Source organism: Paenibacillus protaetiae, assembly GCF_004135365.1.
In the GTDB taxonomy this organism is placed as follows: domain Bacteria; phylum Bacillota; class Bacilli; order Paenibacillales; family Paenibacillaceae; genus Paenibacillus_AP; species Paenibacillus_AP protaetiae.
Genome location: NZ_CP035492.1, coordinates 3,766,483 through 3,782,805 on the forward strand (window position 1 = coordinate 3,766,483; position 16,323 = coordinate 3,782,805).

At 48.0% G+C, this 16,323-nt stretch carries 13 protein-coding genes and 3 pseudogenes; 13 read left to right on the forward strand and 3 right to left on the reverse strand.

The genetic code is table 11. The features are described 5' to 3' along the window. Positions 1-73: 73 nt before the first annotated feature. The 4 genes from cdaA to glmS all read left to right on the forward strand — a co-directional run bounded on the left by cdaA (position 74) and on the right by glmS (position 6,529). Positions 74-913 carry a diadenylate cyclase CdaA gene (cdaA, locus tag ET464_RS17475; RefSeq protein WP_129443162.1) on the forward strand — a complete coding sequence of 280 codons (840 nt, stop codon included), beginning with the start codon at positions 74-76 and terminating at the stop codon, positions 911-913. Then, the gene (locus ET464_RS17480) at positions 906-2,348 is read left to right on the forward strand and encodes a CdaR family protein (RefSeq protein WP_129443164.1); all 1,443 of its coding nucleotides are present in this window, start codon (positions 906-908) and stop codon (positions 2,346-2,348) included. The genes cdaA and ET464_RS17480 overlap by 8 nt, the downstream gene beginning before the upstream one ends. 195 nt (positions 2,349-2,543) lie before the next feature. Continuing rightward, on the forward strand, positions 2,544-3,884 hold the full coding sequence (gene glmM, locus ET464_RS17485; protein WP_129443166.1) for a phosphoglucosamine mutase: 1,341 nt from the start codon (positions 2,544-2,546) through the stop codon (positions 3,882-3,884). Positions 3,885-4,696: 812 nt separating this feature from the next. Further along, on the forward strand, positions 4,697-6,529 hold the full coding sequence (gene glmS / locus ET464_RS17490; RefSeq protein ID WP_129443168.1) for a glutamine--fructose-6-phosphate transaminase (isomerizing): 1,833 nt from the start codon (positions 4,697-4,699) through the stop codon (positions 6,527-6,529). A 232-nt stretch (positions 6,530-6,761) separates the two neighbouring features. Here glmS and ET464_RS20925 read toward each other — a convergent pair. The 3 genes and pseudogenes from ET464_RS20925 to ET464_RS20795 all read right to left on the reverse strand — a co-directional run. After that, positions 6,762-6,881: pseudogene (locus tag ET464_RS20925) on the reverse strand (carboxymuconolactone decarboxylase family protein); the annotation flags it as partial. Beyond that, the gene (locus ET464_RS20045; protein WP_208543865.1) at positions 6,833-7,510 is read right to left on the reverse strand and encodes a carboxymuconolactone decarboxylase family protein; all 678 of its coding nucleotides are present in this window, start codon (positions 7,508-7,510) and stop codon (positions 6,833-6,835) included. The pseudogene ET464_RS20925 and the gene ET464_RS20045, both read right to left, overlap by 49 nt. Positions 7,511-7,533: 23 nt before the next feature. After that, a complete protein-coding gene (locus ET464_RS20795; RefSeq protein WP_129443170.1) occupies positions 7,534-7,911 on the reverse strand; it encodes an MFS transporter in 378 nt (125 codons plus the stop codon). Between ET464_RS20795 and ET464_RS17505 the strand changes: the two are divergent. The 9 genes and pseudogenes from ET464_RS17505 to ET464_RS17545 all read left to right on the forward strand — a co-directional run. Continuing rightward, positions 7,796-8,278: pseudogene (locus ET464_RS17505) on the forward strand (ArsB/NhaD family transporter); the annotation flags it as partial. The gene ET464_RS20795 and the pseudogene ET464_RS17505 overlap by 116 nt on opposite strands. After that, positions 8,275-8,690: pseudogene (arsC, locus tag ET464_RS17510) on the forward strand (arsenate reductase (thioredoxin)). The pseudogenes ET464_RS17505 and arsC, both read left to right, overlap by 4 nt. A 139-nt stretch (positions 8,691-8,829) precedes the next feature. Next, positions 8,830-9,273 carry a MarR family winged helix-turn-helix transcriptional regulator gene (locus ET464_RS17515; protein ID WP_129443172.1) on the forward strand — a complete coding sequence of 148 codons (444 nt, stop codon included), beginning with the start codon at positions 8,830-8,832 and terminating at the stop codon, positions 9,271-9,273. 22 nt (positions 9,274-9,295) lie between these two features. After that, a complete protein-coding gene (locus ET464_RS17520; RefSeq protein WP_129443174.1) occupies positions 9,296-9,649 on the forward strand; it encodes a DoxX family protein in 354 nt (117 codons plus the stop codon). A 244-nt stretch (positions 9,650-9,893) separates the two neighbouring features. Continuing rightward, positions 9,894-11,294, forward strand: coding sequence for a glycoside-pentoside-hexuronide (GPH):cation symporter (locus ET464_RS17525; RefSeq protein WP_129443176.1), 1,401 nt, complete (start codon positions 9,894-9,896; stop codon positions 11,292-11,294). 133 nt (positions 11,295-11,427) lie between these two features. Next, positions 11,428-12,597, forward strand: coding sequence for an ROK family transcriptional regulator (locus tag ET464_RS17530; RefSeq protein ID WP_129443178.1), 1,170 nt, complete (start codon positions 11,428-11,430; stop codon positions 12,595-12,597). Positions 12,598-13,052: 455 nt separating this feature from the next. After that, positions 13,053-14,249: a type 2 periplasmic-binding domain-containing protein gene (locus tag ET464_RS17535; RefSeq protein WP_244226583.1), complete on the forward strand. Its 1,197-nt coding sequence runs from the start codon at positions 13,053-13,055 to the stop codon at positions 14,247-14,249. Positions 14,250-14,308: 59 nt separating this feature from the next. Further along, entirely contained in the window at positions 14,309-15,283 is a 975-nt protein-coding gene (locus ET464_RS17540) for a carbohydrate ABC transporter permease (protein WP_129443182.1), read from the forward strand. Between the two features lie 2 nt (positions 15,284-15,285). Continuing rightward, the gene (locus tag ET464_RS17545; RefSeq protein WP_129443185.1) at positions 15,286-16,134 is read left to right on the forward strand and encodes a carbohydrate ABC transporter permease; all 849 of its coding nucleotides are present in this window, start codon (positions 15,286-15,288) and stop codon (positions 16,132-16,134) included. Positions 16,135-16,323 lie beyond the last annotated feature (189 nt).

Here is a 16,323-nt window from a genome sequence, read left to right on the forward strand (position 1 = left end):
TAAAGTTGTTGTTTTACTTTTGCTTGTTCACGCAGTAGGGAAAAACGCGCAATTGGCGTTTGGGGGTTGGTTTATGAACTATTTTGCAGATACGACTTGGCATGATTGGGTGAAAGATATTATTGATATCCTGATCGTTAGCTATATAATTTATAAATTGATTCAGCTTGTACGGGGAACGCGTGCGGTTCAACTGATGAAGGGGATATTCGTCCTAGTTGCGACATGGGCAGTCAGCACATGGTTTGATCTGTATACGCTGAAATGGCTGATGAATCAGATGTTCACATTTGGCGTAGTATCCATCCTTATTATTTTCCAGCCGGAGCTAAGGCGGGCGCTGGAGCAGCTCGGGCGCGGCAAGCTGTTTGCGCGTTCCGGCATGAATGACAAAGACACGGTCAACCAGCAGCTGGACGAGATCATGAAGGCGGTCCAGCATATGGCCAAAAGGCGCATCGGAGCGCTGATCGTTTTTGAGCGGAACACCGGGCTGAGCGAAATTATGGAATCCGGCATCCCGTTGGAATCGCGGGTTACTTCTCAGCTGATTATTAACATTTTTACACCTAATACGCCGCTTCATGACGGAGCGGTTATTATTCGGGGCAGCCAAATTGCGGCTGCGGCATGTTATTTGCCGCTGTCCGAAAATCCGTTCATAAGCAAGGAGCTCGGCACAAGGCACCGGGCAGCGATTGGCGTCAGCGAAAACAGCGATGCTTTGGCGGTAGTCGTATCGGAAGAAACCGGACAAGTATCTCTCGCCATGAACGGCATGGTTGTCCGCGATATTAATGAAGAAGCGCTTATTTCCAAGCTGTTTGATGAGCTGACGGTGCCTGAAAGCAGCAAGGAAAAAGAACGGACCGTTGCTTCGTTCTGGAAGCGGATCGGAGGCCGCCATGGATAAATGGTTGAACCATCCGACTGCGCTGAAGATCATTTCGTTTCTTGTAGCGCTCCTGTTATGGGCTGTCGTTCATATTGATCAGGACACGCCGGCGACCGTCGTAACGGCAAGCACCGAAACGAAAGTATTCGAAGCCGTTCCGATTCGTGCAGAAGGCCTTGATGAGACAAGGTATGCGCTCGTCGATATGGAGCCGACCGTCGTGCGGATGGTCGTTGAAGGCAGGAGATCGGAGCTGCTGACTGCGTCGGATTCGGATTACCAAATCAAAGCGGATTTGAGCGGCCTAGGTCCGGGCGAGCATACCATTACGCTGAAGGAAAAGCTGCCGAAGGGCGTCCAGGTGACGGATATGTCGCCGCGTACGGTTAAAGTCGAAATTGTCGAGATTGAGACAAAAGCTTTTGCGCCGCAGGTCATAACCGAAGGAACGCCTGCGAATGGTTATAAAGCGGGAACACCTGTTATAACCCCGGATAAAGTTAACGTGACGCTTCCGAAAGATGAGATGCCGTTTGTCGGCTCCGTACAAGCGAAGGTGAACGTGGACGGCGCTAATAAACCGATCACGAGCAAAAAAGCGGAGATCGTCGTTTACGATACGGAAGGCAAAGAAATGACGGATGCGAAAGTCGAGCCAAGCACGGTGGACATTGATCTGCCGGTGCTGCCTCCTTCTAAATCGCTGCCGCTCAAAATGAGCTTTACAGGTACCGTTCCGGACGGAATCGGCGTTGATTCGGTTTATATTTCAGAAAAATCAGTGCTTGTTTACGCCGAACAAAAAGTGCTGGATTCCCTTGATTCCTACGTCGGCGTCAACGTGGATTTGTCCAAGCTGAAGGAATCAGGGAGCATGAAAGTCAAAGTTAAGCTGGCGGACGGCGTGGTCAAAACCGAGCCGTCGGAAGTGACATTAAATTACCGGGTAAGCAGCTCGCAGACGAATACGATCGCAGGCGTACCGATTGCCTATACCGGCTTAGGCGATGGGTTGACGGCAGCTTGGAAAACGCCGGCATCCGGCTTAATGGACGTAACGGTAAGCGGATCTCCAAATACATTAAACGGCCTGCAGCCAAGCAGCATTAAGCTTACTGCCGATTTGAACGGGCTTGGGCCGGGGACGCATGATATAAATTTGGGTGTAGAGCTGCCTCCTTTTGTTCATTTGGCGGACGGACAGCAGCTGCATGCTACGATTGTCATCTCGGACGGATCGGTGCCAGCAAGCGGAGGCGGCTCGCCTTCGGGTCCTGGCAGCGGTGCAAACGCCGGTCAAGGCGCCGGCACAGGAAGCGGTTCCGGAAGCTCTTCCGATCCGCATGACGGCGCTAATGGCGGCTCGAACAACGCAGGAGCCGGAAGCGGCCAGAATAGCGGCGGCGCCGCAGGAAGCGGGAATGCCGGCGAGAGCGCAGCGGCGGGCGAATAAAAGCAGTACAAGGCTTGACGGAACCGGATGAACTGAAGTGCATCCTCCTGGCGGGCCTGGCTTAAGTCCGGGTAACAAGAACAGCCTATCGTGCTTACTATACACTAGAAGCAGTAGGCCAATGTCCTGTACTGCAGCAGGACGGGTAATGAACATAATGAACTGAACATAATGGATAAAGGGGCATGAATCAATATGGGGAAGTATTTCGGAACTGACGGTGTGCGCGGCGTTGCCAATCAAGAGCTGACACCGGAGCTGGCTTATCAAATCGGACGCTGCGGAGGGTATGTCCTGACCGGGCAAGCCGACAAGCCGAAGGTCGTTATCGGGCTGGATACGCGCATTAGCGGTCCAATGCTGGAAGCGGCGCTTATTGCCGGGCTGTTATCGATTGGGGCAAGCGTTATCCGTCTGGGCGTCGTATCGACACCGGCTGTCGCTTATTTGACGCGGGAGCTTAAGGCTGATGCAGGCGTAATGATTTCGGCTTCCCATAATCCGGTTCAAGATAACGGGATAAAGTTTTTTGGCGGCGACGGCTTCAAGCTGTCGGATGAAACGGAACTGGAGATCGAGCGCCTGATCGACGCGGAGCAGGACACGCTGCCGCGGCCGGTTGGCGGCGATATCGGCACCGTAACGGTGGATGAGGGAGCGAAGCTGCGTTACCTCGAATATTTGAAAACAACGGTGTCGAACCGTTTCGATGGCATGAAAATCGTGCTCGACTGCGCAAACGGCGCTGCCTATGAGCTGGCTCCGCGTATTTTCCGCGAGCTGGGTGCTGAAATTATTACGGTAGGCGCCGAGCCGGACGGCAAAAACATTAACGCAGGCGTTGGCTCCACGCATCCGGAATATTTGCGTGATCAAGTGCTGCAATACGGCGCGCATTTGGGCCTTGCTTTCGACGGCGATGCAGACCGGCTGATTGCAATTGACGATAAAGGCAATGAAGTGGACGGCGACTATATTTTGTGCATTTGCGGCGACCGCATGAAACGCAAAGGCAAGCTTGCGAACGACACCATCGTTACGACGGTAATGGCGAACATCGGCTTTTTTAAAGCGGCGAGCAAGCTGGGGCTGCACACGCAGCAAACGGCAGTAGGCGACCGCTATGTGATGGAGGAGATGCGCAAAGGCGGCTACAACCTGGGCGGCGAGCAGTCCGGACATGTCATTTTCCTCGATTACAATACAACGGGCGACGGCATTCTGACCGCGCTGCAGCTGGTAGACACGCTGGTGGAATCGAGCCAAAGCTTAAGCGAGCTGAAGCAGCTGATGAGCAAATACCCGCAAGTGCTTGTTAATGTGCGTGTTGCAGACAAAGCGCTGTACGCCGGCAATGAAGCTATTGCGGCAGCGGTTGAAGAAGTGGAGCGGGAGATGGGCGACAACGGCCGCGTGCTGGTCCGTCCTTCGGGTACGGAATCGCTCATCCGCGTCATGGCGGAAGCGCCGGATAAGGCGGCGGTAGAAGCGTATGTGGAGCGAATCGCCGCAGTCGTGAAGCAGCAGCTTGGCTAAACGCCAGGCTCCGGCGCGAGCGGAGTTAAGCCGTTTGTTTGCGGCGGCACCTCGTGAAAGCCAGTGCCGCTAGCGGCGGCATGCCCGTTATACCGGATTGTCCCTGCTCTGCAGGGCAGTGCAAGAAGCTTTATAAGATCGGCTGTTTCTGCAAGGCACGCGGATTCGCACGCAGCCGTGCGGGAGACAGCCTTTTTTTTAGCGAATCAATGATTTAAGGCGTAAATAATTGAGCAAGGCAAGGATTAAAGCGGAAAACCTGTCCAATTAGGCAAATTGCCGTTCAAACGGCAGCGGATAAGGTTGCGTTATGGCATGAAAATGAATATGATTAGGTAATATCATTCCGGAAGGAAAGCGAGGACAGAGGTTTTACTGATTTATAAGCGCCAGAGCTTGCGTGATGAATGATGCTTTTGAAGGGACTCGGTTTGTATGGCGTTACGGCGTTAAGCCAACACTATAACCGATCGCAAAGGTACGTTCATACGGGAAGCTGACGAGGTGGAGGTGTTCGAATTGTTCGGCGGGGACCTCCCGGTTATAGCTGCCAACCGAAAGCCGATATGCAAATGGACCAGGGCAACCGGTCCGACAAACGTACGGCAGGCAGAAGGGATTTATTTTATTTATTTGAACGATCAACTTAGCTCCCGTATGTCTGCGATGCCGCCTGAAGGGCTGGGCACGGGCAGAAGGGTTACACATTTTTATTATGATGATGGATATGTGACAACCAAATACAGCCTGTGTCGCGCTAGTGGCGGGCATCCGGAATACGGCAAATTACCGTAACGGAGGTCTATTTCATTATGTGTGGAATTGTAGGATATATTGGCAAGCGCGACTCTCAGGATATTTTGATCGAAGGCTTGAAGAAGCTTGAATACCGGGGATACGATTCGGCAGGCATTGCGGTGTTTACGGATAACGGCCTGGAAGTGTCGAAATCGAAAGGGCGCCTTGCGGTGCTGGAAGATAAACTGCGCGATGAGCCGCTTCACGGCTTTGTCGGCATCGGTCATACCCGCTGGGCAACGCATGGCAAGCCGTCGGATGTGAACTCGCATCCGCATACGGACAATTCGGCGAAATTTTCGGTTGTGCACAACGGCATTATCGAAAACTACCTGGACTTGAAGGAAGAGCTGATCGCGAAAGGCCATGTATTCGTGTCGGAGACGGATACGGAAGTCATCTCGCACCTCGTTGCGGAAGAGTACAAAGGCGACATTGTGGCAGCTGTTCAACGGGCGGTAAGCAAAATGCGCGGCGCGTTTGCGCTTGGCGTATTGACGGAATATGAACCGGAGCGCCTCGTGGCGGTTCGGTTTGCAAGCCCGCTGGTCATCGGCGTTGGAGAAGGCGAGAACTTTATCGGCTCCGACATTCCGGCGATTTTGGAGCATACGCGTAATGTATATATTTTAAACGACGGTGAAATGGCTGTTTTGACACGCGGCGGTGTCGAATTGATGACGACGGACGGCGAAACTATTTCCAAGGAAATATATCATGTCGACTGGGACCTGGTAACGGCAGAGAAAGCCGGATTTGATCATTTTATGATGAAAGAGATTCACGAGCAGCCAAAAGCGTACCGCGACACGATGATGGGCCGCATTGCCGAAGACGGCAAGTCGGTACAGCTTACCGAACTGGGCATGACGGCGGACTATATTAAAGCGATTCGCAAAATACAGATTGTGGCTTGCGGCACCGCCTACCATGCCGGACTTGTCGGCAAAACGGTCATCGAATCGCTGGCGCGTATTCCGGTAGAAACGGATGTAGCTTCGGAATACCGCTATCGTTCGCCGATCATTACCGAAGATACGCTTGTTATTGTGGTCAGCCAATCCGGCGAAACGGCCGATACGCTTGCAGCGCTGCGTGAAGCGAAACGGAACGGCGCGCGCGTGCTCGCGATTACGAACGTAGTGGGCAGCTCGGTTGCCCGCGAAGCGGATGATGTGCTCATCACGTCCGCTGGCCCGGAAATTGCGGTTGCTTCAACGAAAGCGTACACGACGCAATTGATTGCTTTTTACCTGTTTGGCCTGCATCTGGCGCAAACGCTTGGCACGAAAGACCAGGCGTATGTAGCTGAGGTTCTTGCCGCAATGAAGAATTTGCCGGAGCAAGTGGAGCAAGTGCTGGAGCAAAAAACAGTGCTGCGCCAAATTGCAGATAACCTGTCGAAGCACAACAATCTGTTCTTCATCGGACGTGGTGTCGATTATGCCGTATCGCAAGAAGGCTCGCTGAAGCTGAAGGAAATTTCGTATATTCATTCCGAAGCATATGCAGCCGGGGAGCTGAAGCATGGCACGCTGGCACTGATTGAAGACGGCATTCCGGTTGTCGCGCTGATTACGCAGGAAGAGCTGTATGAGAAAACGCTTAGCAACATTAAGGAAGTAAAAGCGCGCGGCGCCTTCGTATTTGCTGTAGTTAATGCAGGAGCGGAAGTGGAAGCGGCGAAGTCGGTCGACGAGCTGTTTGCGATTCCGAAGACGCTGCCGCTGCTGGCGCCGGCCGTAGCGGTTATCCCGCTGCAGCTGATCTCCTATTATGCATCGCTTGCCCGCGGCAACGATGTCGACAAACCGCGCAATCTCGCGAAGAGTGTGACGGTGGAGTAAGAGGAAGAGTCCTTGGACGTCCTTTGTGTACAGTGAAAATAACGTATTAGACTGAAAATGATCAAGACCTAAACTTAAGAAGATCAAAATAACATAAAGGGTTCCGCATATTAGTCATGACTAATATGTGGAACCCTTTATGTTTAACTATCGTACCGGTTAATTGAGAATTGTACCGCCACTTGGTCGCCTAATGCGATAAGAAGAACTCTTTTCGCAACTTTTATAGCATTCAACACTTTAGGGAATCCCGTGTAAGGGAGCATTGTAGTAGTGCCTCAATCGCTTCTTGTCTCGTAAGACCTACACGAATTGCGGCATTGAGATGAACATGCAACTGTGGCTCGCACCCGCCTCGCCTTGAGCAGTTAAGGCTCCTAACGTGACGAGTTTTTGTAGTAGCTCGTCCGCGATGTTTACTTCGATATTTTGTTCAGCAAAAAGTTGTTTTGCGACGCCAACGGCATTTAAAGCACGAGGAAAGCCGCAAAACGGAATGCAATGGGTGGCGATTTCTGTAATTTCGTTCGGCGTGATCCCAACTTTTAAGCCGAAGTTCATATGCCATTTGAGTTGATTTGGAGTATCGCCCAATGACTCCCTCGATACCAGCTTCATCAGTTTCTTGAAACCGTTTTTTTTTTCGATTTCATATGATGATTTCATTGTTTTAGGAACGATTTGGGCGGTCTTGGTAAATGACATCGGGAAAAACAAGCCTTGAGCAAAACCGATGGCAACGACTGCAATGGCTATCGTCCAGTGAGCGAGGCTTTCCAGCAGGAAGCCGAAACCGTAAAGAACAATCCCGAGAGGGACCAGATAACGATTCAATTTTTTGGTCAGAGCAGAGAACACAAGTCCCGCCAGAAAAATGACCAGCATGGAGGCGGCGGAAAAATAGCCGACGGTCGAAGCCGTACCGATGCCGATCTCCGCCAAATATAAGGACATGTCGGTTAGAATGATAAAGTACAACATGATGTGTAGACCGCTGAGCAATGCTATCCAATAAAATGCGATAGGGATTGTTGTGCAGACGTACGGTTCGAACGCTGAGCTTGAGAGGGCTGGAACTTGGGCAAGAAAAGTACAACAAGAACGAGCAGAACAATAGCGTAAGCGTAACTGAGGAATACACTTCTCCAGCCAAAGGAAGCGGCAAAACCGCCAATCGACAAAAAGATAGCGCCACCGATCCCGTTAACTGCAGTGACCCAGCCGTTCATCTTCGTGCGTCCCTCTCCCAGAAAGCTTTCAGCAATAATGGGCTTCCTCGCTGCTTTTTTATCCTCCATTATGAACAATATGCCGACGGTTATGATTGACGCTTTAGCCATAAAAGGAACAGAGACGTCAGGCGGGGTCCGGGAGGCGCTCATTTATGCCAATGTTATCGGCAGTGACTTGGGTCCAAAAATTACGCCGATCGGGCTTGCTACTCTTTTGTGGCTGCACGTATTGTCGCGCAAGGATATTAAAATTACATGGGGCAGTTACTTGAAAACGGGTATTGCGCTGACTGTCCCGACATTGTTTATGACATTAACAGGCTTATCTATCTGGCTATACGTGATTGATGCAATAAGCCTCCATGTTTGGGTTTTAATTGCTGCTGTAACGATAGTGCTTGCCGTAATCGCCTGGCTAGTCAAAGCACTCGTTAGCTCGAAAATGGACAATGCAGCATTCCAACAAGAAACAGTAAAAATTAGCCATCTTAAAGATAGGAGAGAAAGTTCAAAATGAACAACAAACCGCTTGTTTATTTTTTATGTACCGGAAACTCTTGCAGAAGCCAAATCGCTGACGGATTTTTAAAGGCGATCGATATGAAGTGAAAAGCGCAGGTCTTGAAGCGCACGGCTTAAATCCACGCGCCGTTCAAACAATGAAAGAAGCGGGAATTGATATTTCCAATCATATCTCGGATGTCATTGACCCGGAAATACTAAGACAAGCAGACTACATTATTACGTTGTGCGGTCATGCCAATGATAACTGTCCTGTCGTACGTAACGACAAAGCCGAAAGATGGCATTGGGGCTTCGACGATCCGGCAAAGGCGACCGGTACGGAAGAAGCAATCGCAGCGGCATTTGCCGAAGTCCGTGATTCAATAAGAAACAGGATTGAGCTGTTCCTGAAAGAGGGCAAATAATAGGATTGCCGGTTGACAGGAAACTATCCTAATGATAGGATATATTTATCCTATCATTAGGATAGTTTGAATGAGGATAAAATCATGATATCCTTTAAGGGAGGCGTTCAGATCAGAAATTAATGACGAGGTGAATGGAATGAATCAGCAGGAACGGAATGAGCTCGATTTAAAATTATTTCGGACATGGGTGAAAGCATCGAAGTCCGTTTTCGTAAATATTCGCAAGGACATTGAAAATTACAATATTACACCGGAAAACTTTATGATTTTAGAATTGCTTTACAGCAAAGGGCCGCATCCTGTTCAAAAAATTAGCGACACGTTATCCATTCCAAGCGGAAGTATAACGTATGTCGTCGACAAGTTAGAGAAAAAGGGACTTGTTGAGAGGCAGGCCAGCCCAACAGACCGCAGAGGATCCAATGTCGTGTTGACGGAAGAAGGAACCGCATTATTTAACGATATATTCCCTAGACATGTCTCAACGATTTCGCGAAATTTATCATTTATTTCCGATGAAGAAAAGGAGCAGATGATTGTCTTGCTCAAAAAAATCGGATTAGGTGCGCAACATTTATAATTATTCAGGAGGGGGGCAAATCATGAATATTGCAGTGTGGATTATTCAAGGACTTCTGGCCTTTATGTTTATAATGGCCGGCATGATGAAAACCGTTCAATATGAGAAAGCAAAGGCGTCTCAGCCATGGATGAAGGAATCGTCCAAAGGACTGGTTAACTTTATAGGAGCAGTTGAACTTTTAGGCGGAATCGGCTTAATTTTACCGCAGGCTACGGGAGTGATCCCTTCCTTGACGCCGATTGCAGCTATCGGGATAGCGGCCATTATGCTGCTGGCTGCTGTTTTCCATGCGCGCCGCGCGGAATACAGCGGGATAATGATGAATATCATTTTGCTGGCATTAGCCGTATTCGTAGCGGTTTACCGTTTCTAATCATGGTATTCAAGCTCATGCTTTCACACAGAATTTCGATACCCCCGATGATTGCATACACATCATCAGGGGGTATTTCTGTTGACTTCTATCAAGCGCAAAACGACGTTGTATACGCAGAACATTTTGTGTATAAAAAAGTGACAAGTTACCAGTCGACAATTAATTGCTTCGTCGAACTAACCATGATATACTGGGTAAGCACAAATCTGATATCATCACGAGTTAAGGAGGCCAACTTAAAATGGAAGCGAGTTTGGCGAGAAATCATGAGAGGGGATTTTATAAATTATCCGGATTGCAGCGCATTGGATTTGGGTCCGGCGATTTAGCGCAAAATCTCATTTATAATACGGTTTCCACGTATTTATTGTTTTTTTATACTAATGTATTTGGCATAAATCCTGCAGCTGCAGCTACCATGTTTCTGGTCGTGCGGATTATTGATGCCATTTGGGATCCGGTTGTAGGCACAATTGTCGATAAGCATTCTACGCGCTTTGGTAAATATAGAGGTTATCTCGTATTCGCAGGGCTCCCATTATCCGTGTTGGCCATACTTATATTTTGGAACGGTTTCTCCGGCAGCCTGCTTTATGCGTACATCACCTATGTAGGTTTGTCTATGCTTTACACGTTCTTAAATGTGCCTTATGGCGCGCTTAATGCTTCGTTAACCCGTGACAATGATGAAATTACGAAACTGACGACCACACGTATGTTTCTGGCTAACCTGGGCGGCCTTGCGGTTGCGTACGGCGTTCCGGTGCTTGTAAAGCTGTTTTCTAGCGATGGCACGTGGGATACGAAATCAAGCGCTTCCGGCTGGCTTATCACAATGGCGATTTATGCTGGCGTAGGTTTTCTGATTTTGCTGTTTTGCTTCAGCCAGACGAAAGAAAAAGTTGTCATGGACGACGCGAAACAGGAAGAAGTCAAAGTTTCGGACCTGGTCACCGAATTCAAACGGAATAAACCGCTGCGGATTTTAGCTTTCTTCTTTATTACTGCATTTGCCATGATGTCGATTGGTAATGCCGGCGGTTCTTATTATATGCAATATGTTGTACAAGCATCGGATGATGTTCAATGGTTTAATGCTTTAGGTTCAATACCTGCATTTATCTTTTTGCCTTTAGTTCCTAAAATCAAAAAAATGATCGGCAAAAAAGGCATGTTTCTCGTATTTTTAGGTATCGCGATTTTAGGGATGCTCTTTATTTATCTCATACCGAATCCGCAAAACCATATTACGCTGGTACTTATAGCTCAATTCATCAAATCGACAGGTATCATTGTAGCAACCGGATACATGTGGGCGTTAGTTCCTGAAGTCATCTCCTACGGAGAGCTCCAATCCGGCAAACGCATCTCCGGCGTTGTTAATGCTTTGACAGGGTTCTTTTTCAAATTTGGCATGGCGCTCGGCGGCGTTGTACCGGGATTTGTTCTGAGCATGACCGGTTATGTAGCTGGAGACGAACATCAATCCGCATTTGCGCAGCAAGGTATTTTGTGGCTGGTTGCGGTACTGCCGGCGATTCTGCTGATCGTAGCCATGATTATTATTTCCAAATATGATTTAACTGATGAAAAAATTTATGAAATTAATAAGCAAATCGAAAGCCGCAGCAGCAGCATTTAACACGAATTAAACTGAATCCTGACGTCAAGAAAGAGTTGGAAGGGAATGCCTTCCAACTCTTTCTTAGTAGTAGTAATGTTATTTAATATGCTATACTTCTTAGTACGATAACATTTGAAAGGGATTACAACAAATGATTATGAAAACTGATCAGGATGTTATGAGAGAAAATAACAAAAAATTGGTATTAAAAACTCTATTTAATACTGATCAGACGTCAAGAAGTTCAATAGCTGACCAAATTAATCTGCAAAAGTCGACGGTTTCTTCCATCATTCGTGAGCTTCAAGACGAAGGCTTGATCGAAGAGCTGGGAATTGGCGAAGCTTCCAACATCGGCGGGCGCAGACCAAACTTAATACGTTTTAACCACAAATTCGGATTTGTATTGGCGTTTGATTTGGGTGTTAAACATCTCAGGTATTCGATCAATTATATTAATGGCGAGCTCATTCGCCATGTTTCCACCAGATTGTATACGAATAAAGTAAAAGATATTTTTGAGATGATGAAGGAAATTATTTTAGATGTGAAAAAAAATGACGATACCCCAAACGGACTGGTTGGGATCGCCATTGCGCTTCATGCGCCGGTATCCAATAATCGCATATTGTACAGCCCTTTCCTGGACTTTCAAACCTTTAACTTAATTGATGCACTAAAGGAATTGATTGATGTTCCCGTCATTATTGAGAATGAAGCTAATCTTACGGCCATTTATGTCCGGGATTTTTACCGGCATGACCAGAATGTCCAATTCGATAATATTTTAGCGTTAAATATCCATAACGGGATTGGTGTTGGGACCATTATTGAAGGGCGCCTGTACACGGGTCTAAACGGATTATCCGGCGAGATCGGCCGGTCGATTATTATGTCAGCGAACAAAAAGACGCACCGTCTAGAAGAGATCTATTCCGAGAAAGCGGTACTGGACCAGATTGGCCAGCTGAAGAACATCCCGGATTTCACATTGGAAGATTTTATTTCTTTTATGGAGAAAAAGGATGAGCAAATTTTGGCGATCATGGAGCAATGGGTTACAGCTATCGCGCAGCTTACTTATAATTTGATCCAATACAGTGCCCCTGATGCTGTGTTTCTTTCCTCGCGTTTCATCGCTTTTTTTCCGCAATTATTAGACGAGATTATTAAGGAATATACGGCATTTGATCCGCTTGGATCTACACAAATTATATCGATTGACCGCCATATCCACGAATTAACGCTGTTTGGCGGAGCGGCTTTAGTTTCCAGACAAATTTTAGGGTTGGAATCGTATGATTTATTTTTCAAAAAGTAACGGAGCCATTCCGGACCATGATCATTTATCGTAACCATTTTCACCTTGCGGCTAATAGGGTGAGATGGTTATTTTTTTGGCTGCACATAAAAACGCATTCCCTTCTAATCTTGTTATCTAAATCCAATAAAAGTGGAATTTTTCCCAATAATGGACACCTTATGTCCAATAAATGTAAAGCTTATAATTTGAATGCGGTTACAAAAACAAGATAGTTAAAAAAAGGGAGGCAAAGTATGAAACGAATGAAACGTACGCTAGTGGGGATCTCTACAATGCTTGTGATGACGACTGCTCTCGCAGCTTGCGGGAACTCAAACTCGAACTCAAACACAAATTCGAGCTCAAGCCCAGCCCCATCTTCATCTGCCACAGCCACAGCCGACAACACATCAAAAGGCGACGGCAAAAAAGTTACAATCAATCTTTGGAGCTTTACAGACGAAATTCCAAACATGACTCAAAAATATTTGCAAACGCATCCAGATGCTAATGTTGAATTCAAAACGACTGTTATCGCCACGACAGACGGCGCGTATCAGCCTGCGCTTGACCAAGCACTGGCTGGCGGCGGCAAAGATGCTCCGGACCTCTATGCTGCAGAATCGGCGTTTGTACTCAAGTATACACAAGGCGACGCATCTGACTATGCGGCGAACTACTCCGACCTTGGTCTTACTGACCAAATGGTGAAGGACGCAGGCATTGCTCAATATTCCGTTGATATCGGTACGAAAGACGGCCAATTGAAAGCGCTTGGCTATCAAGCGACTGGCGGTGCGTTCATCTATCGTCGTTCGATTGCTAAAGACGTATTCGGTACGGATGACCCGGCTGCAATCAAGAACGAAATCGGCCCAGGCTGGGATAAGTTCTTCGCAGCAGCTGAAAAGCTGAAAGCAAAAGGCGACGCAATTGTTTCCGGTGACGGCGACATCTGGCACCCAATCGAAAACAGCTCTGACAAAGGCTGGATCGTAGACGGCAAGCTGCATATCGACCCTAAGCGTGAACAATTCCTTGATTTCTCCAAAAAGCTGAAAGACAACGGTTACAGCAATGATACGCAAGACTGGCAAGATGCTTGGTTTGCAGATATGTCCGGCTCTGGCCCTAAACCGGTATTTGGCTTCTTCGGCCCGGCATGGCTGATTAACTATACGATGAGCGGTCAAGTGAAAGACACAAACGGCGACTGGGCTGTTACGGAACCAACAACCGGCTTCTTCTGGGGCGGTACTTGGCTGCTGGCTAACAAAGCAGTAGAGCAAGACGATGCTAAAAAACAAGCTGTTGCCGATTTCATCAAATGGGTAACACTGGATACTTCCGACACTGGCCTCCAATACTACTGGGCTAACGGAACGATGAAAGACGGCGAGCAAGGCACGAAAGACAGCGTTGCATCCTCCGTTGTTATGGCGAAATCCAACGGCGAAGTGCCGCTGCTCGGCGGTCAAAACATGTTTGACGCATTCGTTCCGGCTAACGCTAATGCAACAGGTAAAAACCTGACGCAATATGACGAAACGATCAACCAAATCTGGCGTGACCAAGTACGTGCATATACTTCGGGCAGCAAGAGCCGCGATCAAGCTCTCGCAGATTTCAAACAAACAGTTAAAGATCAGCTCGGCATCGATAGCGAATAATTTGGCGCCGAAGGGGCGGATAAGTTCCGCCCCTTTATATCAATTGATGGGGTGAGAGCATGCGCCGCAAAGGAGTCAGTTACTCGAAATACGGCTATATATTCAGTCTTCCGTTTATATTAGTGTTTCTCGTTTTTTCGTTGTATCCGATTTTATATACCGCCTTCATCGGGTTTACGGATATGAAAGGGGTAATCCCGAAACCGATTCATATTTTGGACAATCCGTTCCAAAACTTTAAAGAACTTATTGTCGATAACGTTTCGTTTAGACAATCTCTCATTAATACATTTATTTTGTGGATTGCCAATTTTATTCCTCAAATCGCGCTGGCGCTTTTGCTTACCGCCTGGTTTACCAACCGGCGTCTCAACATTAAAGGACAAGGCGCTTTCAAAGTTTTACTTTACATGCCGAATATTATCACGGCGAGTACGATCGCTGTGCTTTTCAGCACCCTGTTCGCTTACCCGATGGGTCCTGTAAACAGCTTGTTCCATGCACTTGGATGGTCTGATGCGCCAATCCAATTCCTGCAGAGCAGAAATACGGCTCGGGGCATCGTTTCATTCATCCAGTTCTGGATGTGGTACGGTAATACCATGATCGTTCTGATTGCGGGCGTAATGGGGATTAACCCGGCTCTCTTCGAGGCAGCTTCCATTGACGGGGCAAGCGGAGTACAAACCTTCTTCCGTGTGACACTGCCTAGCCTGAGAACGATTTTGCTGTATTCACTGATCACTTCAATGATCGGCGGCTTGCAAATGTTCGATATTCCGCAGCTGTTCATTACTCCTGCTGGAGGACCGGACAACGCTACTCTTACCACGTCCGTGTTTATTTACGGGCAAGCGTTCAAGGGAAGCTATATGTATAACAAGGCTGCAGCGGCTAGTATGATTATGTTCATTATTGCGGCTGTACTGTCTGCCCTGCTGTTCTATCTGATGCGCGACCGCGGCGAAGCTAAAATCAGAAAACAGCATAAAAAGATCGAAAAAGCTGCAAAAGCAGCGGCAAGGGGGATGTAATCATGGCGAGAACCGAGAGCATTACAGCACGCAGAATTAACAAAACGATCATTTACGTCGTCTGCATCGTCCTGGCGCTGCTCAGCATCCTTCCATTCTGGATCATGTTCGTGAACGCTACGCGTTCGACACCTGAAATCCAAAGGGGTCTCTCGTTGCTGCCGTCCTCTCATTTGATGACCAACTGGCATGTCCTGACCAGCAAAAGCTTCGATCCGCTGAAAGGGTTTCTGAACTCGTTAATCGTTTCCGGCTTTTCAACGATTTGTGCCGTTTATTTCTCGTCTTTGACGGCATACGGGCTCGTGGTATACAACTGGAAATTGCGTCAGCCGTTCTTTACCTTTATCATGTGCGTTATGATGATTCCGGCACAAGCAAGCGCCATCGGTTTCTACCAGTTCATGTACCATATGCACTGGACGAACAACTTCCTGCCGCTTATTTTGCCAGCGATTGCATCTCCGGCGATTGTGTTCTTTATGCGCCAATATTTGCTGGCGACGCTGTCGCTTGAAATTGTAGAGGCATCACGTATCGACGGTTCGGGCGAGTTCGCTACGTTCAACCGGATCATCCTGCCGATTATGATGCCGGCTATCGCAACACAAGCGATTTTTGCGTTTGTAGCGAGCTGGAACAACTTGTTTATGCCGCTGATCCTGCTGACGGATAAAGCAAAGTATACACTGCCAATTATGGTAAGCCTGCTTCGCGGTGATATTTACAAGACCGAGTTCGGCTCGATTTACATGGGGCTGTCTCTGACAGCATTGCCGCTGTTTGTGATCTACTTCTTGTTATCCCGCTATATTATCGCGGGCGTAGCGCTTGGCGGCGTTAAAGAATAACGCGGTTAATATCCGATTCGTTCGTGTAGTGACATAATCGTTGCAAGGAGACAAAGGGCAGCCTGTACAGGCTGTCCTTTGTTTTATTTTGCTAGCCGATGATAGCATGGTTTTCCACTGGCTGCCCGGATTTGATATGCTATTCGTATCAAATGGGCCAAGCCGGAATGAAAAAGGCGCATAACGCAA